The following is a 22,462-nucleotide window of genomic DNA, read 5'->3' on the forward strand; positions in this document are numbered from 1 at the left end:
ATGTGCATAACCGTAGAGCCGTAGTCGTCGGCGCGGGCGTCGCCGGACTGGCGAGCGCCATCGTCCTCTCCAAGCTCGGGTGGCGGGTGGCGCTGCTGGAGCGGCGCGAGCGGCTGCGCGGCGACAACCTCGGCATGATCCTGTGGGCCTCCGGCGTCAGGGCGCTGCGCGCCCTCGGCATCGACGCGGCCCTCGACGCCGGAGGCACGCCCGTCGACCGCTTCGAGATCCGCTCCGAGGAGCGCCTCGCCGGGTCCTTCTCCGCGGCCGCCCTCGGCGCCGGCGACGACTCCCCGTCGGTCATGGTCCACAACGCGGTGCTCTACGAGGCGCTCGTCAGCCACCTCGGCCGGGACGTCGAGGTCTACCCGGCCACGCAGGTCTCCCGGATCGACCTGGTCGATCTGGCCGCCGGCGACGCCACCCGCCGCTGGGACGCCGACCTCGTCGTCGCCGCCGACGGCATCGAGTCGCCCACCAGGGAGCTCATCGCCAAGGGCGCGCCGACCGTCGAGGCCGGCGTGGTGGCCTTCCGTGCCACGATCCCGGCCCACCGCGCGCCCGAGCGCGACTCCGACGCCGTCGAGATCTACGGCCCCGACCGGCGCCGCTTCGGCTACGGCGACCTCGGCCAGGCGGGGGCCTGCTGGTGGGCCACCGTCCCCGGCGGGATGCGGCCCGAGTCCCCCCAGATCCAGCACGAGCTCATCAACCGCTGGTTCGCCGACTGGCCCGCCCCCGTCGGCAAGTTCATCGCCGCGACCAGGCCCTCCGAGCTGACCCAGCAGGCCGTCAGGTACGTGTGGCCGCTGCCGACCAGACTCCACTACGCCGAGGGCAACCACGGGGTCGTGCTCATCGGCGACGCGGCCCACGGCGTCTCCCCGATCCTCGCGCAGGGCGGCAGCCTCGCCCTGGAGGACGCGGTCACGCTCGGGTGGGCGCTGCGGCGCAGCCCCGAGTCGATCCCCGACGCGCTCCACGCCTACGAGCGGGCCAGGACCGCCCGCATCCGCCGCGTCGCGCGCGTGTCCAGGCGGGCCCACATGATCGTCTCCGGCGGGTCCGGCGTCGCCCGCGGCCTCCTGCGGGCCGTCCCCGACTCGTGGCTGTCGAACCGCGTCGCGTCCCTCTCCGACTGGCATCCGCCGCGCTGACCGGTCCCGCCCGGCACCCGGCGAAGGCCCCCGTCACCCGCCACCACCCGAACCGGGGTGAACGCCTTCCCAATATTCTCGTGCACATGCGGATTCGTGACGCCGAAGCGGGCGACTGGCCCGCGATCTGGGCCTTCGCGCAGCCCATCATCGCCGCCGGGGAGACCTACCCCTGGGAACGCGACACGCCCGAGGAGCAGGCCAGGTCGTTCTGGATGGACAAGGAACCGCCCGGCGCCACGCTCGTCGCCGAGCTTGACGGGGAGGTCGCCGGCACCGTCGAGATCCACCCCAACCAGCCCGGCCAGGGCTCGCACATCGCCAACGCCGGCTTCATGGTCGACCCGGCGTTCCGCGGCCGCGGCGTCGGCCGGGCCCTCGGCGAGGCCGCGATCGCCCGCGCCGCCCGGGACGGCTTCCACGCGATGCAGTTCAACGCCGTCGTCGAGACCAACACCCAGGCCGTGAAGCTGTGGCACTCGCTGGGCTTCGAGACCCTCGCCGTCGTCCCCGAAGGCTTCCGCCACCCCGTCCACGGACTGGTCGGGATGCACATCATGTATAGAGTGCTGGGATCATGAGCGAACTGCGCAAATCCGTGCGCGCCCTCGGCATCGACGACCCCGAGGCCGCCATCAGCGTCCACGCCCTCCTCGGCTCCGACGCCTCGCTGCTCGCCCACGCCGGCGAGCTGCCCCGCACCAGGAACGACGTCCCCGACTGGGTCAAGTCGACGTTCCTCAACGCCGACAACCCACTGTTCGGCCTGGCCGAGCACGCCGTGTCCACCAGACTGGGGGAGGAGCCCGACGAAGGCGTCGACAAGGTCCTGAGCCTCCTCAACGTCAGGCCCCGCGCCATCGACGACCTCACCGCCATGAGCAGCCTCGCCGAGATCGAGCTCGAGCCGATGCTCACCCGCCTCGCCGAGGCCGGGATCATCCGGGCCGACCCCGACCCCCTCCGGCCGGACCACCCGTTCTGGACCGTCGACGACCGCTTCGTCCGCTTCCACTACGCGATGCTGGCCGAGAACCTGGACCGGTGGCGGCGCGGCCGCATCACCGACAAGCTCTGGAGCATGACCCACGCCCGCTTCGACCGGTACGTCTGCCGCCCCGAGTTCACCCGCCTCGCCCGCGAATGGGCGCTCGGCGACCCGGCCGCCGCCCAGGTCACCCGCATCGTCGTCCCCGACCCGCGCCACCGGCAGCTGCGCACCCTCGAGGTCGCCGCCTGGGACGGTTCCGGCGAACTCCTCGCCCTCGGCACGGTCCGCTGGGCGTTCCGCATGCGCCACCGGCAGCTCCAGCGGCTCAAGTACGTCAGGCGCCTGCTCGGCGACCCCCCGGTGCGCCTGTACTGCATCGCCCCGCGCGTCGACGCCGAGATCGCCGCCGACACCGAACCCGGACTGTTCAGAATCGGCCCCGCGCATCTGCTCAGAGGTGACTGAGGTCCCGTTTCCCGACTGGTGGGCCCCGAAGCCGCTTAGGTAGGCTGAAGGCTCTCTAGTTCTCGTACGAATGCATGAGGAGTGACGATGGCGGCAGGCGTGGACGCGGTAGTGGCGGGGGCCGGCGGATTCATCGGCGGACATCTGGTGGCTGACCTCCTCGCCGAGGGCAAGACCGTGCGCGCCGTCGACGTCAAACCCGTCGACCAGTGGTACCAGGTCCACGCGGAGGCCGAGAGCCTCCAGCGGGACCTCGCCGACCTCGCCGCCTGCCGCGAAGCCGTCGGCGACGGCGCCGCCGAGGTCTACAACCTCGCCTGCAACATGGGCGGCATGGGCTTCATCGAGAACAACAAGGCCCTGTGCATGCTCTCGGTCCTGCCCTCCACCCACATGCTCATGGCCGCCAAGGACGCCGAGGTCGGCCGCTTCTTCTACTCCTCCTCGGCCTGCGTCTACGCCGGCTACAAGCAGACCGACGCCGACGTCACCGCCCTCAAGGAGGAGGACGCCTACCCCGCCGACGCCGAGGACGGCTACGGCTGGGAGAAGCTGTTCTCCGAGCGCATGGCCCGCCACTTCCGCGAGGACTTCGGCCTCCAGACCCGCATCGCCCGCTACCACAACATCTACGGGCCCGAAGGCACCTGGGACGGCGGCCGCGAGAAGGCCCCCGCCGCCACCTGCCGCAAGATCGCCGTCGCCGCCCTCACCGGCGAGACCGAGGTCGAGATCTGGGGCGACGGCGAGCAGACCCGCTCGTTCACCTACATCGACGATTGCGTCCGCGGCTCCAAGATGCTCACCCGCGGCGACGTCACCGAGCCGCTCAACCTCGGCTCCTCCGAGCTGACCACCATCAACGACCTGTACTACCTGGTCGCCGACATCGCCGGCATCGACATCAAGCTCAAGCACGTCGACGGCGCCCTGGGTGTGCGGGGCCGCAACTCCGACAACACGCTCATCCAGAAGCACTACGGCTGGGAGCCCTCGATCAGCCTCCGCGACGGCATGGCCAAGACCTACGAGTGGGTCTACGACCAGGTCAAAGCCAAGTACAAGCTCTGAGGCGCAGGCGAGCCGCGATGCCCGACCCCAAGCTCCGCAGAGTCGACGTCCTCGGCGTCGGCGTCTCCACGATCAACCAGGCCATGGCACTGGCCGAGATCACCCGCTGGATCGACGCCGGAGAACGCCACTACGTGTGCGTCACCGGCGTCCACGGCGTCATGGAGTCCCAGCGCGACCCCGAGCTCAAGGCCGTCCACAACGCCTCGGGGCTCACCACCCCCGACGGCATGCCGATGGTCTGGGCCGGGCGCAAGGCCGGCGCCGACTGGATGGACCGCGTCTACGGGCCCGACCTGATGCTGGGCGTCCTCGAGCGCGCCGCCGAACGAGGCTGGTCGTCCTTCCTGTACGGCGGCAAGGAAGGCGTCCCCGAGCTGCTCGCCAAGAAGCTCGCCGAGCGGATCCCCGGCGTCAAGATCGCCGGGTCCTACTCGCCGCCGTTCCGCCCCCTGACCGAGGCCGAGGACGCCGAGATCGTCGACCGCATCAACTCCTCCGGCGCCCAACTGGTCTGGGTCGGCCTGTCCACGCCGAAACAGGAGCGCTGGATGGCCGCGCACCGGGAGCGCCTCAACGCCCCGGCCCTGTTCGGCGTCGGCGCCGCCTTCGACTTCCACGCCGGGCTCGTCCCGCAGGCCCCGCCGTGGATGCAGCGCAACGGGCTCGAATGGCTGTTCCGGCTCACCAAGGAACCGAAGCGGCTGTGGCGCCGCTACCTGGTCAACAACCCGGCATATCTGCGCGCGATGCGCCGCAATCCGCCTTACCTGCGCGACTAGCGAAGGATATGGTGAAAGCCATGGTCGACATTCCCAGGGAGATCACCGAGACCGCTCACCACCACCGCGTCGCGGTCGTGTGGTCGGTGCTGTCGGCCGAGATCGAGCGCTTCGCCGCGGGGGGCGACGCGCGCATGCGGATCATCGACGTCGGCGGCGGCTCCGGCGGCTTCGCCGTGCCGCTGGCCGAACTCGGGCACCGGGTCACCGTCGTCGAACCGTCCGCGAACGCGCTCGCCTCGCTGCGGCAGCGCGCCGCCGACGCGGGCGTGAACGACCGGGTCACCGCCGTCCAGGCCGACGCCGACGAACTGCCCGACGTCGTCGAGCCCGAATCGGCCGACCTGGTGCTGTGCCACTCCGTGCTCGAGGTGATCGAGGAGCCCGAGACCGCTCTCGACGCGCTCGAAGCCTCGTGCGCGCAGGGCGGGGCGGTGAGCATCCTGGTGGCCAACCGGATCGCCGCCGTCTTCGGCAAGGCCATCACCGGGCACTTCTCGACCGCCCTCGACCTGCTGGTCGACGTCGACGGCATCATCGACGGCAAGGACACCATCAAACGGCGCTTCGAGACCGCCACCCTCACCGCCCTGATCGGCGCGTCCGGCCTGGTCACCGAGCAGGTCCACGGCGTCGGCATCGTCGGCGACCTCATCTCCGCGTCCGTCGCGGGCGCCGAGGCCGGCTCCGGCGAGGAGCTGCGCGAGTTCGAGCTCGCCACGGCCTCCCGCATCCCCTTCAGGGACATGGGCACGCAGATCCACCTGCTCGCGCGCAAACCCATACGCTGAGGCGCGTACGCCCGCATACGGCTCCGGACCGACGGCGCCGCCGTCGGCCGTCCGTACGCTGGACCACGTGAACATGCAGCGAAACGAGTTCCGCCCGTCTCTGCTGAGCATCCTGGCCGACGTCGGCATCGCCTTCGTCCTGGGGCTCCTCGTCTCGGGGGCGACGTTCGGCGCCAACAACGGGCACCACCCCGGCGGCGGCGCGCTGGCGCTGATCTGGCTGTGCGCGGCGATGCTGACGGTGCGCCGCGTCTGGCCGGAGGCGGCGCTGTTCGGCTCCACGCTCGCGCTGTGGTACTTCGTGGCCATGGGCTACCCCGAAGGACCGATCTACCTGCTGCCCGCGGTGGCGGTGTTCTCCTATGTCATGGCCCGCCCCTTGAAGTCGAGCCTGCTCCTGCTCGGGGGGCTCATGGTCGCGTTCCCGCTCTTCTACGAATTCGTGATCGACGACCCGAACCGCCTCGTGGTGAACATCGCCATCAGCTTCATCTACCTCTCGATCCCCACCGTCGGCGGCGTCATCGCCCGCGAGGCCCGCAACGCCCGCGCCCAGGCCGCCGAGGCCAAGCGCGACCGGCACCGCGCCGACGAACGCGTGGCGATGGCCAGGGAGATCCACGACGTCGTCGGCCACAGCCTGGCCGTGGTCAGCATGAACGCCGGCGTGGCCCTCCACGTCCTCGAGAAGCGGCCCGACGCCGCGCCCGGCGTCATCGAGAACCTGCGGGCCATCCGCGACACCTCCACCCGCGCCCTCGACGACCTGCGCGCGACCCTCATACCGCTGCGGCAGGGGGAGCAGCCCGAGCTGCGCCCGGCCTTCTCCCTGGTCGACGTCCCGACGCTGATCGACGACATCCGCAAAGGCGGCCTGGCGGTCGACTGCGACATCACCGGCGACATCGAGGCCGTCCCGCAGCGCATCGCCACGACGGCCTACCGGGTCGTCCAGGAGGCGCTGACCAACGTCATCCGCCATGCCGAGGCCACCAGGGCGACCGCGCGGATCGACTGCGGCCCCGAGCGGCTCGTCATCGACATCGGCGACAACGGCCGCGGCGGCGAGGTCGACCCCGACCGCGTGGGCCAGGGCATCACCGGGATGATGGAACGGGTCGAGGCCCACGGCGGCACGTTCCGCGCCGGTCCCGCGAGCGGCGGCGGCTTCGCCGTCCACGCCGAACTTCCCTACGCCCACAGTGCTAACTTATGGCTCGCAAGCGTCGCCAAGGAGGCTGACTTATGGCTCGCAGGCATCGCCAAGGGAGCCGACTCACGGCCCACGGGCTTCACCGAGACGGAGAGAGCGCATGATCGAGCTCGTCATCGCCGACGACCAGTCCCTCATCCGGATGGCCCTGCGCACCCTCATCGCCGACGAGCCCGACATGCGGCTCGCCGCCGAGGCCACCGACGGCGAGCAGGCGTGGGAGCTCATCCGCCAGATCAAACCCGACGTGGCACTGCTCGACATCCGCATGCCCGGTCTCGACGGGCTCCAGGTGCTGGGGCGCATCAGCCGCGACTCCAGCCTGGACGCGACCCGCGTGGTCATGATGACGACCTTCGAGATCGACTCCTACATCTTCGAGGCCCTCTCGAACGGCGCCGCCGGATTCGTCATGAAGGACACCGACCCCGCCGAGATCCTCCGGGCCGTCCGCCTCGCCGCCGAAGGCGATTCACTGCTGTCCCCGGACGTCACCCGCAAGGTCATCGACGCCTACGCCGAAGGCCGCAGCGGCCCCTCCAGGCCCCACCCGAAGCTCGGCGAGCTGACCGAACGCGAACTGGAGATCCTGCGCTGGGTGGCCACCGGCCTGACCAACGACGAGATCGGCAGGCACCTGTTCATCAGCCCGGCGACGGTCCGCACCCACGTCGGCAGGCTCCTGTCCAAACTCGATGCCAGAGACCGCGCGGGCCTCGTGGCGATCGCCTACCGGTCCGGCCTGGAGATCCCCGAGCCCTGATCAGGGAGGTCGTGAATGTTGCGCTGGTACAGGTCGCCGACCGCATCGGCGATGGTCACGTAATCGTTGTCGTCGTGCAGGACGGTGATGCCGTGGTAAGCGGCCGTGGCGGCCACGGTGAGATCGACGACCGAGAGGCCCTGGTGCTTGCCTTTGCCCGCGAGCCGGTACTGGGCGGCATCGATCCACCGGTGGGCTGACTTGTGCACCGGCACATCGGGGTACAGGCGCTCGAACATCTCGGACATCTGGTCGAACTCGTCGCGGTCCCGTGCGGATCGCCGGAACTCGATCCGTTGGTGATGGCAGGAGCCGACGGATTCGGTGATGATCACGGATTCCCAGGCCCGGCGCACATCCGAATCGCGGATGACGCGCCACAACGCCGAGGAATCGATGAGGTACCGGATCACTCCAGTCCCGCCTTCTCTCGGTCGTGGATGGATTTCCACGACTCATAGTCCCAGTGCTTCCCGATCTCTGAGAAGTGCTCGAGTGCGGCGATGCGCTCGTGGCGCTCGGCGTATTCACGGAGCGCGAGGTTGACGGCGTCTTTCTTGGTGCGCATACCTGACAGTTTGAGCACCCGTCCGAGCACGGCGTCATCGAGATCCAAAGTCGTCACGCTCATGGCCCTCCTTATATAGAGGAATCAAGCTTCTTATTCATGATACATGAAATATCAGAGTCGGTCAGGTACCACCTCGTGGCGCGGCGCATGAACTCCGATCGCGAAATGTCGAGGATTCGAGCAGCCGTGTCAATCTCGCGCTTGAGCTCCTCGGGAAGGTGCAACGTGGTCTTATGCACGCGGCATGTGATCTCATCCGTCTTGCCTCTGGCGGTCCCTTACACGACCGGCTAGCCTCGGGCCATGCGTCCGAGCCCGCACCTTGAGCCGCTCCAGCCCGCTTACGGCACCGGCACTCTCGCCGACGTCATGCCCACCGCGCTTGCGGCCCTGGGCGTTCCAGACGGCGCGGACGGCGTGCTGCTGCGAGGCGGCGAACTCTCCGGCGTCAGGCGCGTCGCCGTGCTCCTGCTCGACGGCTTCGGCTACCACCTGCTCCACCAGGCCGGGCAGGCCAGCTCCACCGTCGAGGCCATCCGCAACGGCGACATCGGCACGCTGACCCCGATCACCGCCACCGTGCCGTCCTCGACGCCGATCAGCCTCGCCTCCCTCGCATGCGGCCTGCCGCCCGGCCGCCACGGCATCATCGGCTTCACCGTCCGGGTCCCCGACAGCGGCGACCTCGTCACCCACATCCGCTGGGACGGCGAACCCGACCCCGAGACCTGGCAGCCCGAGCCGACCTGCTTCGAACGCGCCGCCGCCGACGGCGTGGTCTGCACCGTCGTCTCCGACGGCGCCTTCCGCGACACCGGCCTGACCAGGGCCATCTACCGCGGTGCCGACTGGACCCCCGCCATAGCGCCCTACGAGGTCGCCGAGGAGACCATCGCCGCGCTCCACCGCGGCCGCCGCAGCCTCGTCTACTCCTACCTGCCCGACATCGACACCGCCGGGCACTTCCACGGCATCGGATCGCCCGAGTGGCTCGAAGCCGTCGCCGAGGTCTCGGAGGCGATCGACGGGATCCTCACCGACCTGCCGAAGGACGCGTCCCTGTTCGTGACCGCCGACCACGGCATGGTGAACCTCACCGAGCGCCTCCACGTCGACCGGCACCCCGACCTGCTCGAAGGCGTCGAGACGATCGCCGGGGACGGACGGATGCGCTACCTCTACACGCGGGCCGGCGCGGACGCCGAAGTGGCGGCGGCCTGGGGCGCGGCGGTCCGCGACCGCGCCGAAGTCATCGGCCGCGACGAGGCGATCGGCCGCGGCTGGTTCGGTCCGGTCGTCACCGCCGCCGGCCGCGAGCGCATCGGCGACCTGGTCGTGGCGTGCCGCGACACCTTCGCGATCGTCGGCGTCGAAGGCGAGCCGCCGCACGTGCCCCGCCTCATCGGCCAGCACGGCGGGCTCACCGCCGCCGAGATGGCCGTCCCGCTGTGGACGTACCGGAACGGCTGAACCGCGCCGATGTCGGACCGGCCGGATACGATCCGAACGTGGTCAGCGAGTCACACCAGTACATCGGTCACGATCTGCCCGATGACGACCTTCATATTCTTCACATCGACATGGACGCCTTCTTCGCGTCCGTCGAGACCGCCCGCGACCCCTCCCTGCGCGGCAAGCCCGTGATCATCGCCGGGCTCGGCCCCCGCGGCGTCGTCGCCGCCGCCTCCTACGAGGCCCGAACGTACGGCGTCCACTCCGCCCTGCCCACCGCCATAGCCCGCCGCCGCTGCCCCCACGGCGTCTTCATGAAGCCCACCACCTCCTACGGCGCGGTCTCCCGCGAGATCATGGCGATCTTCCGCGAGTACACCCCGCACGTCCAGCCCATCTCGGTCGACGAGGCCTTCCTCGACGTCGCCGGGGCCCGCCGCCTCATCGGCACGCCCGCCCAGATCGCCCGCGACATCCGCCGCCGCGTCCGCTCCGAACACGACATCACCTGCACCGTCGGCATCGCCTCCACCAAATTCCTCGCCAAGCTCGCCTCCGAGGCGTCCAAGCCCGACGGCCTCGGCATCGTCCCGCGCGAGACCGAGCTCCGCTTCCTCCACCCCCTGCCCATCCGCGCCGTCTGGGGCATCGGCGAGAAGACCGCCCAGAAGCTCGGGCGCCTCGGCATGCGCACCGTCGGCGACATCGCCCGCCTCCCCGTCGACCGCCTCGCCGCCTCCGTCGGCACCGCCTCCGCCGAACACCTGTACGCGCTCTCGCGCAACATCGACCCCCGCCCGGTCCGGCCCGAGCGCGTCGAGAAGTCCATCAGCGCCGAGACCACCTTCGGGCACGACGCCCCCGACGCCGCGGCCTGGGGCCCCACCCTGCTCGAACTGTCGCGCAAGGTCGCCTCCCGTGCCCGCGCCGCCGGCTGGGCCGGGCGCGGCGTGACGGTGAAGATCCGCTTCGGCGACTTCCGCACCATCACCCGCTCCCGGACGCTCGCCGCGCCCACCGACGTCGGCCACGAGATCCACGCCGCCGCCCGCGAGCTCGCCGACGCCGCCGCCACCGCGCCCGTCAGGCTCATCGGCGTCCGCCTCGATCACCTGGTCGAGACCGCCGCGGTCGGCCGCCAGGTCGCCCTCGGCGAACCCGAGCACGGCTGGCGCGACATCGAGACCGCCATCGACGTCGCCGCCGCGAAATACGGCAAAGGAGCGGTCGGATCGGCCGGTCGCCTGCGCCGCCCCGCTCGTGAGTAGACACCCGCCGCGGACGGCTTACACGCCTGTGAATACGGTTAGTACCGAGGTCGCGAGGGTATCCCCGCTCACGAAGGCGGGAACGGACAGATTCAAGGACGAACTGCCTTCCGACTTGAGCGAAAGCCTCGTAGACTTGAAAGCACAAGCACCCAGGCCCGCCGCGACGTCGACGGGCCCGCCGAGACTAGTGCAGGAGGAGTGTCGTGCCGCTCTCCGACCACGAACAACGGCTGTTCGAAGAGATCGAGCAGTCCTTGTCCGAAGACCCGCAGTTCGCCTCTGCCGTGCGTGCGCACGATCCCGCGCACGTCACCCGTCGCAGGCTCATCCTCGCCGGCATCGTCTCCGTCATCGGCATCGGCGTCGTCATCGGTACGGTCATCGCCGGCTCCGCCATGTGGGGGGCCCCGATCGGCGCGGTGCTCATGTTCGGCGGCCTCATCTTCGGTCTCTGGGCCCAGCGCCGCGGTTCGGGCGGCAACAAGCTGAAGGCCGTCGACGGCAAGGCCACCCGCACGACCGGACGCGGCGGCGGCTCCAAGCACCCCAAGCCCGGCGGCTTCACCTCCCGCATGGAGGAGCGGTGGCGCCGACGCCGCGACAACGGCGACCTGTTCTGACCCGCAGACGGCACAGTGACGAGCACAGTCGAGCCACGGACACCGCTCAAGCACAGCTGAACGGCACATACGAGGACGGGCCGCGCCGAGAAGGCGCGGCCCGTCCTCGTATGTCCTGCGGCGTCCGCTCAGCGCCCGCGCAGCATCGCCCGCCGCGCGCCCTTGCCGGCGTTCGCGCTGGTCGGGATCGGGCCCTTCGGGATCGCCATGCCCATGCCCAGCGCGTCGAGGCGCTTGGCGACGTGGTTCGCGCCCTTGGCGTCGATGTTCCGGGGGAGCTTCTGAAGCCGCTTGCGCACCTCGGTCACCGAGAAGTCGTCACCGGCGGTCTCGCCGACCATGAACGTGTAGATCGGCGTCGAGCCGACCACGCGCGAGATCCGCTTCTTCTCCTGGCCCAGGAGCTTGCGGGCCTTGCCGCCGCCCTCGGCCAGCAGCACCACGCCCGGCTTGCCGACCGCGCGGTGCACCATCTGGGTCTCCGAGACCGCCGCGACCCCGGCCGTCACGTGCCAGCCGCGCATGCCGTCGATGAGGGCGTAGGCGGCGCCGGGTTTGCCGACGGCCTCCGCGTTCACCACCTTGCTGGTCCGCATGTTCAGCACGATCATGCCCGCCAGCAGCGCCACGAACAGCGCGCTGATGTACCACAGCAGTGAGAATCTGGCGAAGACGACCAGCGCCGTCACGACGACGAACGGCAGCAGGATGGCGGCGGCCTCCAGCGGGAGGAACCACTTGTCCCGTTTCGACGTGAACTTGATGGCCAGACCGATGGTCTTCAGTCTCGACCCGAATGTCTCTTTCTCCTGCTGCTTTGCCATGCTCTCAAGTCTACGGTGCGATCCGGGACGCTATGCGAGGGCTTCGGAGCGCGCTTCGATCGCCTGTCGGTACAGACGGCCCGCCCGGTACGAGGAGCGCACGAGCGGTCCGCTCATGACGCCGGCGAAGCCGATCTCCTCGGCCTCGGCGGTCAGCTCCACGAACTCCTCGGGCTTGACCCACCGGTCCACCGGGTGGTGGCGCTTGGTCGGGCGCAGGTACTGGGTGATGGTGATCAGCTCGCACCCGGCCGCGTGCAGGTCGCGCAGCGCCTGCGAGATCTCCGCGCGGGTCTCGCCCATGCCGAGGATGAGGTTCGACTTGGTGACCAGGCCGTCCTCGCGGGCGGCCGTGATGACCTCGAGGGAGCGCTGGTAGCTGAACGCCGGGCGGATCCGCTTGAAGATCCGCGGGACGGTCTCGACGTTGTGCGCCAGCACCTCCGGGCGCGAGGAGAACACCTCGGCGAGCTGCTCGGGCACGGCGTTGAAGTCGGGGATGAGCAGCTCGACGCCGCAGCCGGGGATCGCGGCGTGGATCTGGCGGACGGTCTCGGCGTAGAGCCAGGAGCCGCCGTCGTCGAGGTCGTCGCGGGCGACGCCGGTGACCGTGGCGTACTTCAGGCCCATCGTCTTGACCGACTCGGCGACCTTCATCGGCTCGAGCCGGTCGAGCGGGGAGGGCTTGCCGGTGTCGATCTGGCAGAAGTCGCAGCGCCTGGTGCACTGCGAACCGCCGATGAGGAAGGTCGCCTCGCGGTCCTCCCAGCACTCGTAGATGTTGGGGCAGCCCGCCTCTTGGCAGACGGTGTGCAGCCCTTCGCTTTTGACGAGGCTGCGCAGTTCGGTGTATTCCGGGCCGGTCTTGGCCTTGACCTTGATCCAGGAGGGTTTCTTCTCGATCGGGGTCTCGGCGTTGCGCGCTTCGAGGCGAAGCATCCGGCGTCCCTTGGGCTGTTCGGAAGTCACGGGCCCAGCCTACGCCGCGGCCTCCCCGTCCGGCAGGTGTCGCTGCGCACAGCCGCGCCGCGACCCCGCCGTCCCGGCGGGCGGGCGCTGCTCTAATAGGCTGGCAGTCCAGCGACAGGGAGCAGCAGTGGAACTCATTCACCGGGGCAAGGTCCGCGACGTCTACGCCGACGGGGGAGACCTCGTCCTCGTCGCCTCCAACCGCGTCAGCGTCTACGACACCGTCCTGCCCACCGAGATCCCCGACAAGGGCGCGCTGCTGACCGCGCTGAGCCTGTGGTGGTTCGAGGCCCTCGGCGACCTCGTCCCCAACCACGTCGTCTCCGCCGACGACGTGCCCGCCGAGTTCGCCGGGCGCGCCATCCGCGTCATGCGCCTCGACATGCTCCCCGTCGAGGCCGTCGCCCGCGGCTACCTCACCGGCTCCGGGCTCGCCGCCTACAACGCCACCGGCGCCGTCTGCGGCGTCGGCCTCCCCGGCGGACTGGTCGACGGCTCGAAGCTCCCCGAGCCGATCTTCACCCCCACCACCAAGGCGGCCGTGGGCGACCACGACGAGCCCATCACCTTCGAGCGGATGAAGGACGAGCTCGGGCCCGGGCCCGCCGAGCAGGTCCGCGACCTGACGCTGTCGGTCTACCGGCGCGGCGTCGAGGTGGCCGGTGAATGCGGCATCCTCATCGCCGACACGAAACTCGAGTTCGGCACCGACGCGGACGGCACGCTGCGCCTGGCCGACGAGATCCTCACCCCCGACTCCTCCCGCTTCTGGGACGCCGCCGGGTGGGAGCCGGGCCGCTCGCAGCCCTCCTTCGACAAGCAGTACGTGCGCGACTGGGCCCGCTCCACCGGCTGGAAGCCCGACGCCGGAGACCCGCCGGAGATCCCCGCCGAGGTCGTCGAGGCCACCCGCGGCCGCTACGTCGAGGCCTACGAGCGCCTCACCGGGCGGCGCTGGTGACCCCGAGCGGCACCCGCAGCGCCAGCCGCCAGCCGCCGTCGCCGGTCGGGCCGTAGTCGAGGCGGCCGCCGAGCAGCTCGGCCCGCTGCCGCAGCCCCATCAAGCCGAACTGCGAGCTGGGCAGGTCGACCACCGGCCGCTGCGCGGCCGTGTTGACCACCTCGACGTCGACGCCGTCGTCGTCGGCGCCGATGCGCACCGACGCCGCCGAGCCCGGAGCGTGCTTGCGGGCGTTGGTGAGCGCCTCCTGGACGGTGCGGTAGACCGCCCGCTGGAGCGGCGGTTCGAGCTCGGGGAGCGCCCCGACCTCCAGCTCCGCCTCGATGCCGCTGCCGCCGACGAGCGCTTCGAGCTGCCCGATCGTCGGCTGCGGCGCGAGCTCGGTGGTCTTGACTCCCGAGGCACGCAGCACCCGCACCATGTGGCGCAGCTCTTCGAGCGTGGTGACGCTGAGCCGGCGGATCGTCGAGGCCGCCTCCTTCGCCTCCCGGTCCTTCGTCTGCATCTGCCAGGCCCCGGCCTGCACGGCGATCAGGCTGACCTGGTGTGAGACGACATCGTGCATCTCGCGGGCGAGCTGGGCGCGCTCGGTGGCGAGCGCCTGCTGGGTCAGCAGCCGCTGCTCGTGCTCGCGCGCCTCGGTGATGTCCCGGAGCCGGTCGGCCAGGTCCCTGCGGGTCCGCTGGAGGTGGCCGAGGATCGCCGGGACGGCGGCGACGAGCAGGTAGTACAGGTGCCCGCGGATGGCGCCCTCGTTCTGGAACCCGTATTCGAACAGGGTCCCCACGCTGGTCTCGGACCCGTAGTGGTAGTCGAGCTCGTCCGCGATCCAATACGGCAGCCCCAGGTTCCAGAACGTGAAGCAGACGGTCAGCAGCGCGACGGCGGCGGCGGTGATCCACGGCCGCCGCGCCCGGTAGGCGAGGCAGTAGAGGGCGAGCATCGAGGCCACCTTCTCGCCGACCCACGCGGCCGGCGGCAGCGTGACCAGGAAGACCGTCAGCGGCGCCTGGCGGCGGAACAGCAGCGCGCCCACGGCGATGACCGCGAACGTCGCCAGCGGCTGGTTGTTCACGTCGATGACGAGCGCCAGGTGCACCGCGGCCACGGCCAGCACCACCGCGTCGTAGACCCACTGCGGCAGCGGCGGGAACCTCATCGCTCCGGCTCCGCCCTGAGCAGTCCGGCGCGCTCGGCGATGAGCGCCGCCTGGACGCGGTTGGCGACCTCCAGCTTGGTCAGGATCGAGCTCACGTGGTCCTTGACGGTGCCGATGCCGAGGAAGACCTCGGCCGAGATCTCGCCGTTCGACTTCCCTTCGGCGAGCAGGGTGAGGATGCGGCGCTCGCGCTCGGTGAGCCGCTCGACGAGCGGGTCGGTCACCGAGCCCGCCGTGCTGGACAGGTATCCGGCGATGATCGTCCGGGCGACCTTGGCCGACAGCGCCGAGCCCTCGCTCATGAGTGACCGCACCTGGTAGATGAGGTGCTCGGGGTCGGTGTCCTTGAGCAGGAACCCGGCGGCGCCGAGACGGAGCGCGGCGTCGACGTACTCGTCGGTGTCGAACGTGGTCAGCACCGAGGTGATCGGCGGCCGGGACAGGTCGCCCAGCCGTCTGAGGATGGTGAGCCCGTCGACGTCGGGCATGCGGATGTCGAGCAGCACCACGTCCGGCCGCAGCGCGATGATCTTGTCGATCGCCTCGCCGCCGGTGACGGCCGCGACCACCTCGATGTCGTCGGCGGTGCCGAGGATATGGGTGAAGCCCGAGCGTATGAGGGCTTCGTCGTCGACGATGAGCACGCGGATCACGGGGGCCGCTCCTGTTCTTCGGGGGTTCCCGAAGCGTACTCACCGCGCACCGGATCCGGCATCCGCGAGTCGGCGCTCGGCGGCGCCACTCGGCGGGGGCGATTCCGGCCGATCGGATGGGCGATGCGCCCGGTCGGCGGGCGACCGTCCACACCGACCGGCGGTGGACCCGAATGCCGCCGACGGGCCGATCGGCGACGGTCGCCGGGAGCGATCGGCCCCGGCGCGAACCAGCATGAGAACTCCCACCCGTACCCCCGTCGCCATAGGAGCGCTCATGTGCGGATTCGTCGTCCGAGCCGGAGCCGGCCCCGGGCCCGGCGAGCCGGACCTCGCCGGACTGCTCGAACTGCTCGACCACCGCGGCCCCGACGAGACCGCGGTCGACCCGCCGGACACGGCGGTCCGCATGGGCTTCAAGCGGCTGTCGATCATCGACATCGCCGGATCCCACCAGCCGATGCGCTCGGGGGACGGCCGCCTCCGCATCGTCTTCAACGGGGAGGTCTACAACTACCTGGAACTGCGCGACGAGCTCGTCCGCGAACACGGCGCGGTCTTCGCCACCCGCGGCGACACCGAGGTCGTCCTGGCGGGCTACCGCCATTGGGGGCCCGACGTCGTCCACCGGCTGCGCGGGATGTTCGCCTTCGTCGTCCACGATCGCGACGCCGACCTCGTGTTCGCCGCGCGCGACCCGTTCGGCGTCAAACCGCTGTACTGGACGCGCCTGGGCTCGGCGGTGTGGCTGGCCAGCGAGAAGAAGGCCCTGCCGGGCGCGGGCGGCCTCGACCTGATCGACACCGACGCGCTGGGGCACTACGCCACCTTCCAGTACCCGCCCGAACCCGGAACACTCCACAGGGGAATCCACCGGCTCGAGGCCGGCCACTGCGCCCTGTTCCGGCCCGGGACCGACCCCAGGCCGCAGCGCTACTTCCAGCCGATGTTCCGCCCCAGGAGGGTCGACGACGCCGAACGGCTCCACGGCGAGATCGCCGAGGCGCTGCGCGAATCGGTGCGGCTCCACATGCGATCGGACGTGCCGGTCGGCGCGCTGCTCTCCAGCGGCATCGACTCGACCGCGCTGGTCGCCCTCGCCCGCGAGGTCAACCCCGGCATCCTCACCTTCACCGCCCAGTTCACCGGCCACGGCCTCAGCGACGAGCTCGGCGTGGCCGCCGCCTCGGCGGCCGAGCTCGGCGTGGCGAACATCCCCGCGCCGATCACCGTGGACGAGGTGATCGGCCACCTGCCGCGGATCGTGCGGCACCTCGACGACCCGGTCGCCGACCCCGCGCTCGTCCCGCTCTACTTCGTCGCGAAGAAGGCCGCCGAGCACGTCACCGTCGCCCTCGGCGGCGAAGGCGCCGACGAGCTGTTCGGCGGCTACACGATCTACCGCGAGCCGCACTCGCTGCGCTCGGTCACCGCGCTCCCCGAATCGGCCAGGGTCCTGTTGCGCCGCGCCTCCCGGGCGCTGCCCGACGGCGTGAAGGGCAAGAGCTTCCTCGAACGCGGCACCGTCGAACTCGAAGAGCGCTTCGTCGGCAACGCCAAGGTCTTCACCGGCGAGGCCAAGGACGCGCTGCTGCGCCGCCCCGCGCCCGACCACCGCGAGGTCACCGCGCGCGTCTGGGAGGAGTCGGCGCACCTCGACCCCGCCACCCGGATGCAGTACCTCGACCTGCACACCTGGATGCGGGGCGACATCCTCGTCAAGGCCGACCGGATGTCCATGGCCCACTCCCTGGAGCTGCGCGTGCCGTTCCTCGACCGAGGCGTGTGGGCGACGGCCTCGCGCATCCCGGTCGAGCACCGCCTCGCCGGAGCCCAGACGAAGGTGGCGCTGCGCCGCGCGGTCGAGAAGCTCGTCCCTCCCGCGATCGTGGAGCGGCCCAAGATGGGCTTCCCCACCCCGTACCGGCAGTGGCTGGCAGGGCCGATGTTCGAATGGGTCGACGAGCTGCTCGCGGGCGCCGCGTGCGGCCACCTGCTCGATCTGGAGTACGCGCGCCGCCTCCTGCGCGAGCACCGCGACGGCACCGACCGCGGCCGCGAAGTCTGGACGGTCATGGTCTTCTGCCTCTGGTACGCCGGACTCGACGGCACCACTTGAGGGCGGCCCCGCGGCGAGCGGGAGCGCGAAACCCCCGCTCGCCGCGCGACGGCCCGCGCCTCAGGTTCGGAACAGGCCGTCCGCCACGAAGCCGCCTTCGGCGGCGCCCGGCGGGATCGCGAAGATCGCGCTGCCCTCGGCGACGATGAACTCCATCAGCCGGTCCGAGGCCGCCATCTTCTCCTGCGTCTCGATGAAGACCCCCGGGTCGGCCTGGAACGAGGCGAACAGCAGCCCGGCGTCGTACGGGTGTTCGTCGTGCCCGTGGTCCGCGGTGCCCGGCGCGTGCTCATGGGCGGCCGCGTCCGAGCTGACGTCGCCCTGCGTCAGGAAGCCGTAGTCGTAGTTGAAGCCGCGGCGGAACATGGCCGCCTCGTGCGTCAGCGCCAGGTGCGAGTCCGCCGGGACCGCGGGCAGGCCGTCGCCGCCGACCGCGGTGAAGTCCGGGTGGTCGAACTCCCCGCCGCCGCTCAGCGGCGCGCCGGAGTCCCTCTCACGCCCGAGCGTCAGGTTCTGCTCCTCGGCGCTGGCCATGCTCCAGGCCGGCAGCTTCATGCGGATCTTGCGGAACACCAGGTAGGTGCCGCCCGCGAACCAGTCCGGCTCCGAGTCGCTCGCCCACACGCGGGTGTCGAAGTCCGCGCTCCCCGGCTCGGGGTTGAGGCTCCCGTCCTTGAAGCCCATGAGGTTCCGCGGCGTCCCGCCGTCGGCGGGCGGCGAGGAGAAGCCCTGCTGGACCCACCCGAGCGTGCCGAAGCCGACCGCGCGCTTGCGCAGTTCCAAGAACGCGTTGCTGACCACCTGGAGGTCGTCACCGCATATCTGGAGCAGCAGGTCCCCGCCGCACCAGGCGTCCTGGAGCCGGTCGCCGTCGAACTCCGGCAGCGCCTCCAGCTTCGCCGGGCGCGCCGCCTCCAGCCCCGTCTTCGCGAACAGCTCCGGCCCGAGGCCGAACGTCACCGTCAGCCGCGCCGGGTCGAGCCCGGCCGCGACGGCTTCGGCGTCGAACTGGTCGTCGCCGTCGATCGCGGCCTTCGGCGGCTCCTGGCCGCTCGCCAGTGCCGCGGCCACCGCCGACCAGTCGGACAGCAGCGCCCGCAGGTCGTCCGCCGAGACGCCCTCGGCCAGATCGAACGAGGCGAACAGCGCGTGGCGCTGGATCGCGGTCTCGACGCCGCTCTGGTGCTCGCCGTAGAACGGCTCGGGCGCCGTGCCGTGCGCGTGGCCCTCCTCGGGATGCTCGTGGTTCCCGCCGATCACGTATCCGGCGCCGCCCGCGACCGCGGCCGTGGCCGCCGCCGCGCCGAGCGCCGTGCGGCGCGAGACGCCCTCACCAGAGCGATCCTCGGCATCGGGTCGGCGGCGCCGCCACCATCCGAGCAGGACGTCGACGGCGAGGAACACCGCGAGCGAGATCCCCAGCAGCGGAAAGAACCAGCCGACGACGGCCACCACCGGCACCGCGGCGGCCACCGCGGGCCACGGCAGGCGCCGCAGCGAGCCGGGCGGGTACGGACGGCCCACGACCGCGTCCTTCGCGCGCCGCTGCCACCACATCCGGTACCCCAGCACGATCAAGGCGACCAGCGCGGCCATCGAAGCGAACAGCACCACCTGGTTCGCGAGTCCGAACAGGATCCCCCTGTGCGCGGCGATGAGCACGTTCGTCGCCTGCGCCATGAACGGCCAGTCCTCGAAGCGGAGCTCCTCTGCCACCTCCGGCTCGCCGCTCGCCGTCGCGATCACGGCCGTGTCCTGCTGCACCGGATAGGACCGCTGCGTCTCCGCGACGAGGAACTCGCCGCTCTCGCCGGTCGGCAGCGTGATCTCAAGGGGCCCTTCGAAACCGGCGTCCACCGCCGCATCGTGGACGCCGTCGAGCAGCGTCAGGTCGAACGCCGAGGCCCCGTGGTCGTGGTGACCGGCGTGGCCCTCGTGCGCGGCGTGCTCCCCGGCGTCGGCCGACAGCGTCGGCGTCTGCCAGCCCAGCGTCTCCCGGAGCGAGGCGACGTTCTCCCCGGCGAACCGCGACCACGTCACGCCCGTCACCGACAGGAACAGCAGCACCAGCACCAGCCACATGCCGAGCGGCGCGTGCCACGACAGCGACCCCGCCCGGCCCTCTCGGCGAGGTCTGCGCGGCCACAGCAGCCCGCCCGGGCGCCGCCTGCGGCTCAACCACAGCGCGACGCCGCCGAGCGCGACCACCCACAGCCAGCTCGCCGCGAGCTCGCTGTAGACCCGTCCCGGCTCGCCCAGGTGCAGGTGCCGGTGCAGCGAGGTGGCCCACTCACGGAACGGACCGGCCTGCGAGGAGCCGTACGACGTCGAATCGCCCAGCACCTCGCCGGTGTACGGGTCGACGAACACGACCGGGACCGCGCCGGACTCGCGGACGGGCCCGGCGAGCAGGACCTGCGTCGAGTCCTCGGGCCCGGCGCCGGTCCGGACGCCGGTCACCGTCGCCTCCGGGTAGGCCCCGGCGACGGCCTGGACCTGCTTGTTCAGCGTCAACGGCTCGCCGCCGGACGCCTCGACGGTCCGCAGGTCCCGGTATATGGCGTCCTCCACCTGGTAGGACGCCGCGTAGAGCATCCCCGAGACCGCCGCGACGAGCAGGAACGGGGCTATGAGGATCCCGGCGTAGAAATGCAGCCGGAGGAGGAGCTGCCGCGCGGCAGCCCAAGAACGTTCTTTGGACATGACTCACTCTCTGAAGACGGCGCGCAGCGGCGCCGAAGAAGAAAAAGGGGGGACGAAAAGGGATCAGAGAGCGAAGACGGGAGGACCGCGATTGGAGATCGCGGTCGCGAGCGGCTCGAGCGAGCGCAGCCGCCGCGTGCGGGGACGGAACGCGCGCCGGAAGACCGGGACGCGGGCCCGGGCGAGACGCGGGCGCACCGCCCGCGCCAGGAACAGCGTGAGGAGGTCGAGCAGCGCGGCCAGGCCGGCCTCGCCGCGCGCCAGCCAGGACGCCTGGGCGAGCGCGGCGACCACGTGGACCAGCAGCATGCTCACGCCGGCGCCGTGGTCGTGCGGGGCCGCGCCGGCCGAGAAGCACTCGTGGAGTCCCCATTGGGCGGCCAGGCACAGCGGCGCCAGAGCGGCGAAACCGCGCTGGCGGCCTCCGGCGGCGACGCCGCCGGCGAAGACGAGTGCGAGGCCGGCGGCGAAGAACTCCGGCCGCGGCGCCGCCCCGCCGCCCCAGATGTGGAGCAGTGCCGAGGCCGAGACCGTGACCGCCGCGAACACGGTGGCCCGCAGCAGTCGGAACGGAATCTGCCTCACCTGCATTGGCGTATTGTGTCACGGCGCCCCGCGGCGGCGGTACGCCCGTATCGGAAAGCCGACACGGGCGCACCGCCTCCTCTCACGCGGTGCGCTTGCGCCCGTATGTGAGCCGCCGCAGCAGCACCTCGAACGGCCCGCGCCTGCCGGCCTTGTCCATGAGCACGGCCAGCGCCACGGTGACCGCCCACGTCCCGAAGGCGATGCCGTAGGCGCCCAGGTAGCCCACGTGCGCGCCGACGCCGAGGCCCCAGGCGGACAGCAGCGGCGCCATGATGATCGACTGGAGCAGGTAGCTCGTCAGCGAGCGCTCGCCGACGGCGGCGAAGGCCCCGGGCAGGCCGCGGCGGCTCTTGGCGCGCCAGCGGTGCGCCAGCAGTGCGAAGCCGCAGATGTAGCCGAGCCCGGCGTACATGCCGCCGAGCAGCGTCAGGTACATCGCCGAGACGAACAGGAATGTCGGCGGCTCCCACACGCCGAGGCCGACGAGCGCGACCGGCAGGGCGCTGAGGACGTTCACGACCATGCCCGAGACGAAGACCTTCCGCAGCCCCGGCAGGTGCTCCTCGGGGTGGTCGATCCAGCCGGAGCGCTGGAGCATCATGCCGATGAGCACGAGCGGGACGAACAGGCCCAAGACCGTGAAGACCGTGGTGAACCCGATCGACACGGCGGCGCCGAAGACCATCTGCACGGCGTAGTTCGACAGCTCGTCGGTGCCGCCGGTGTTGCCGCTGTTGCCGCTGTACGCCCACGCGAAGATCGGGAGCGAGACGACCACGACGACGACCGAGGACCCGATCAGCCAGCGCCGCAGCGCCCTGTCCGAGAGGTGCACGAAGCCGAGCGCGATGAGCCCGGTGGCGCCGTAGGGCGCGAGGATGTCGCCGAAGAACAGGAAGGTGGCGTGGATGAAGCCGAACAGGATCAGCCACCAGGAGCGGCGGCGCAGGACCTTGCGGACGCCCTTGGGGTCCATGCCGCGGGCGAACATACGCGAGGCCATGACGGCGATGCCGAAGCCGTAGAGGATCGCGAACATCGGCCGCGAGCGCTCGGCGGCGAGCAGCTTCTCGAAGAACAGTGCGATGTGGTCGGCCGTCGTGGAGTCGGTGAAGTGGCCGTAGGAATCGATGCCGCTGCCGTGCACGTAGATCGCGACGTTCGCGATCGCGATGAACAGCAGCATGCCGCCGCGGGCGATGTCGGGCGCGAGCGAGCGCTCGGCCTTCGTGATGGAGCTCGGCGGGCCGAGCTGCGCAGGAGTGGTCCCCTGTGTGGAGGAGACTGGCATGATCGGGCTCCAAAAAACGTGGTGTAAGGGTTTCCGTCCCTCAATATA

Annotated in this window: 22 protein-coding genes and 1 pseudogene; 13 read left to right on the forward strand and 10 right to left on the reverse strand. The window is 71.1% G+C overall.

Translation table 11 applies throughout. The features are described 5' to 3' along the window. Positions 1–2: 2 nt before the first annotated feature. The 8 genes and pseudogenes from YWW_RS28880 to YWW_RS0107435 all read left to right on the forward strand — a co-directional run bounded on the left by YWW_RS28880 (position 3) and on the right by YWW_RS0107435 (position 7,233). A complete protein-coding gene (locus tag YWW_RS28880; protein WP_051815328.1) occupies positions 3–1,157 on the forward strand; it encodes an FAD-dependent oxidoreductase in 1,155 nt (384 codons plus the stop codon). 86 nt (positions 1,158–1,243) lie between these two features. Further along, a complete protein-coding gene (locus YWW_RS0107400) occupies positions 1,244–1,738 on the forward strand; it encodes a GNAT family N-acetyltransferase (protein ID WP_026929627.1) in 495 nt (164 codons plus the stop codon). Further along, entirely contained in the window at positions 1,735–2,613 is an 879-nt protein-coding gene (locus tag YWW_RS0107405) for a hypothetical protein (RefSeq protein WP_026929628.1), read from the forward strand. Before YWW_RS0107400 ends, YWW_RS0107405 begins: the two co-directional genes overlap by 4 nt. An 87-nt stretch (positions 2,614–2,700) precedes the next feature. Beyond that, positions 2,701–3,684 carry an NAD-dependent epimerase/dehydratase family protein gene (locus YWW_RS0107410; RefSeq protein ID WP_026929629.1) on the forward strand — a complete coding sequence of 328 codons (984 nt, stop codon included), beginning with the start codon at positions 2,701–2,703 and terminating at the stop codon, positions 3,682–3,684. A 17-nt stretch (positions 3,685–3,701) separates the two neighbouring features. Next, positions 3,702–4,466, forward strand: coding sequence for a WecB/TagA/CpsF family glycosyltransferase (locus YWW_RS0107415; protein WP_026929630.1), 765 nt, complete (start codon positions 3,702–3,704; stop codon positions 4,464–4,466). A 20-nt stretch (positions 4,467–4,486) separates the two neighbouring features. Continuing rightward, on the forward strand, positions 4,487–5,257 hold the full coding sequence (locus YWW_RS0107420) for a methyltransferase domain-containing protein (protein WP_051325551.1): 771 nt from the start codon (positions 4,487–4,489) through the stop codon (positions 5,255–5,257). Between the two features lie 604 nt (positions 5,258–5,861). Next, a pseudogene (locus YWW_RS38205) lies at positions 5,862–6,395 on the forward strand (sensor histidine kinase); the annotation flags it as partial. 175 nt (positions 6,396–6,570) lie between these two features. Beyond that, a complete protein-coding gene (locus YWW_RS0107435) occupies positions 6,571–7,233 on the forward strand; it encodes a response regulator (protein WP_026929634.1) in 663 nt (220 codons plus the stop codon). On the opposite strand, the gene YWW_RS28885 is transcribed toward YWW_RS0107435, so the two are convergent. Genes YWW_RS28885 through YWW_RS38210 form a run of 3 tightly spaced genes read right to left on the reverse strand, consistent with a single transcriptional unit; the run spans position 7,200 to position 8,043 of the window. Next, positions 7,200–7,646, reverse strand: coding sequence for a PIN domain-containing protein (locus YWW_RS28885; protein WP_051325494.1), 447 nt, complete (start codon positions 7,644–7,646; stop codon positions 7,200–7,202). The genes YWW_RS0107435 and YWW_RS28885 overlap by 34 nt on opposite strands. Then, positions 7,643–7,864 (reverse strand): type II toxin-antitoxin system VapB family antitoxin, encoded by a 222-nt coding sequence (locus YWW_RS0107445; protein ID WP_026929635.1) that lies wholly within the window; start codon positions 7,862–7,864, stop codon positions 7,643–7,645. Before YWW_RS0107445 ends, YWW_RS28885 begins: the two co-directional genes overlap by 4 nt. An 8-nt stretch (positions 7,865–7,872) precedes the next feature. Further along, complete coding sequence (locus YWW_RS38210) at positions 7,873–8,043, reverse strand: ribbon-helix-helix domain-containing protein (protein ID WP_162145923.1); 171 nt, start codon at positions 8,041–8,043, stop codon at positions 7,873–7,875. A 64-nt stretch (positions 8,044–8,107) separates the two neighbouring features. On the opposite strand from YWW_RS38210, the gene YWW_RS0107455 reads away from it, so the two are divergent. The 3 genes from YWW_RS0107455 to YWW_RS0107465 all read left to right on the forward strand — a co-directional run bounded on the left by YWW_RS0107455 (position 8,108) and on the right by YWW_RS0107465 (position 11,147). Beyond that, the gene (locus tag YWW_RS0107455) at positions 8,108–9,274 is read left to right on the forward strand and encodes an alkaline phosphatase family protein (RefSeq protein WP_051325495.1); all 1,167 of its coding nucleotides are present in this window, start codon (positions 8,108–8,110) and stop codon (positions 9,272–9,274) included. Beyond that, complete coding sequence (dinB, locus tag YWW_RS0107460; protein ID WP_425402684.1) at positions 9,271–10,524, forward strand: DNA polymerase IV; 1,254 nt, start codon at positions 9,271–9,273, stop codon at positions 10,522–10,524. The genes YWW_RS0107455 and dinB overlap by 4 nt, the downstream gene beginning before the upstream one ends. A gap of 206 nt (positions 10,525–10,730) precedes the next feature. Continuing rightward, on the forward strand, positions 10,731–11,147 hold the full coding sequence (locus YWW_RS0107465) for a DUF3040 domain-containing protein (protein ID WP_026929638.1): 417 nt from the start codon (positions 10,731–10,733) through the stop codon (positions 11,145–11,147). 128 nt (positions 11,148–11,275) lie between these two features. Here the strand turns inward: YWW_RS0107465 and YWW_RS0107470 are convergent, their stop codons facing one another. Together YWW_RS0107470 and lipA are read right to left on the reverse strand one after the other, a co-directional pair. Further along, a complete protein-coding gene (locus YWW_RS0107470) occupies positions 11,276–11,971 on the reverse strand; it encodes a DUF4191 domain-containing protein (RefSeq protein ID WP_026929639.1) in 696 nt (231 codons plus the stop codon). Positions 11,972–12,001: 30 nt separating this feature from the next. Beyond that, on the reverse strand, positions 12,002–12,910 hold the full coding sequence (lipA, locus tag YWW_RS0107475) for a lipoyl synthase (protein WP_035704187.1): 909 nt from the start codon (positions 12,908–12,910) through the stop codon (positions 12,002–12,004). A 157-nt stretch (positions 12,911–13,067) separates the two neighbouring features. Here lipA and YWW_RS0107480 point away from each other — a divergent pair, with 157 nt between their 5' ends. Further along, entirely contained in the window at positions 13,068–13,901 is an 834-nt protein-coding gene (locus tag YWW_RS0107480) for a phosphoribosylaminoimidazolesuccinocarboxamide synthase (RefSeq protein WP_026929641.1), read from the forward strand. On the opposite strand, the gene YWW_RS0107485 is transcribed toward YWW_RS0107480, so the two are convergent. Both YWW_RS0107485 and YWW_RS0107490 read right to left on the reverse strand, forming a co-directional pair. Beyond that, entirely contained in the window at positions 13,882–15,060 is a 1,179-nt protein-coding gene (locus YWW_RS0107485; RefSeq protein WP_026929642.1) for a sensor histidine kinase, read from the reverse strand. The genes YWW_RS0107480 and YWW_RS0107485 overlap by 20 nt on opposite strands. Next, the gene (locus YWW_RS0107490; RefSeq protein WP_026929643.1) at positions 15,057–15,713 is read right to left on the reverse strand and encodes a response regulator; all 657 of its coding nucleotides are present in this window, start codon (positions 15,711–15,713) and stop codon (positions 15,057–15,059) included. Before YWW_RS0107490 ends, YWW_RS0107485 begins: the two co-directional genes overlap by 4 nt. 277 nt (positions 15,714–15,990) lie before the next feature. On the opposite strand from YWW_RS0107490, the gene asnB reads away from it, so the two are divergent. Continuing rightward, positions 15,991–17,832 (forward strand): asparagine synthase (glutamine-hydrolyzing), encoded by a 1,842-nt coding sequence (gene asnB / locus YWW_RS28890; RefSeq protein ID WP_081687263.1) that lies wholly within the window; start codon positions 15,991–15,993, stop codon positions 17,830–17,832. 60 nt (positions 17,833–17,892) lie between these two features. On the opposite strand, the gene YWW_RS34885 is transcribed toward asnB, so the two are convergent. From YWW_RS34885 to YWW_RS28905, 3 genes are all read right to left on the reverse strand, one after another. Continuing rightward, positions 17,893–20,535: a Dyp-type peroxidase gene (locus YWW_RS34885; protein WP_081687264.1), complete on the reverse strand. Its 2,643-nt coding sequence runs from the start codon at positions 20,533–20,535 to the stop codon at positions 17,893–17,895. A 63-nt stretch (positions 20,536–20,598) separates the two neighbouring features. After that, positions 20,599–21,126, reverse strand: a complete 528-nt coding sequence (locus YWW_RS28900; RefSeq protein ID WP_051325496.1) for a hypothetical protein — start codon at positions 21,124–21,126, stop codon at positions 20,599–20,601. A gap of 76 nt (positions 21,127–21,202) precedes the next feature. After that, positions 21,203–22,414: a DUF418 domain-containing protein gene (locus tag YWW_RS28905; protein WP_051325497.1), complete on the reverse strand. Its 1,212-nt coding sequence runs from the start codon at positions 22,412–22,414 to the stop codon at positions 21,203–21,205. Positions 22,415–22,462: the final 48 nt, after the last annotated feature.

Source organism: Glycomyces tenuis DSM 44171 (genome assembly GCF_000427885.1).
Lineage (GTDB): Bacteria > Actinomycetota > Actinomycetes > Mycobacteriales > Micromonosporaceae > Glycomyces > Glycomyces tenuis.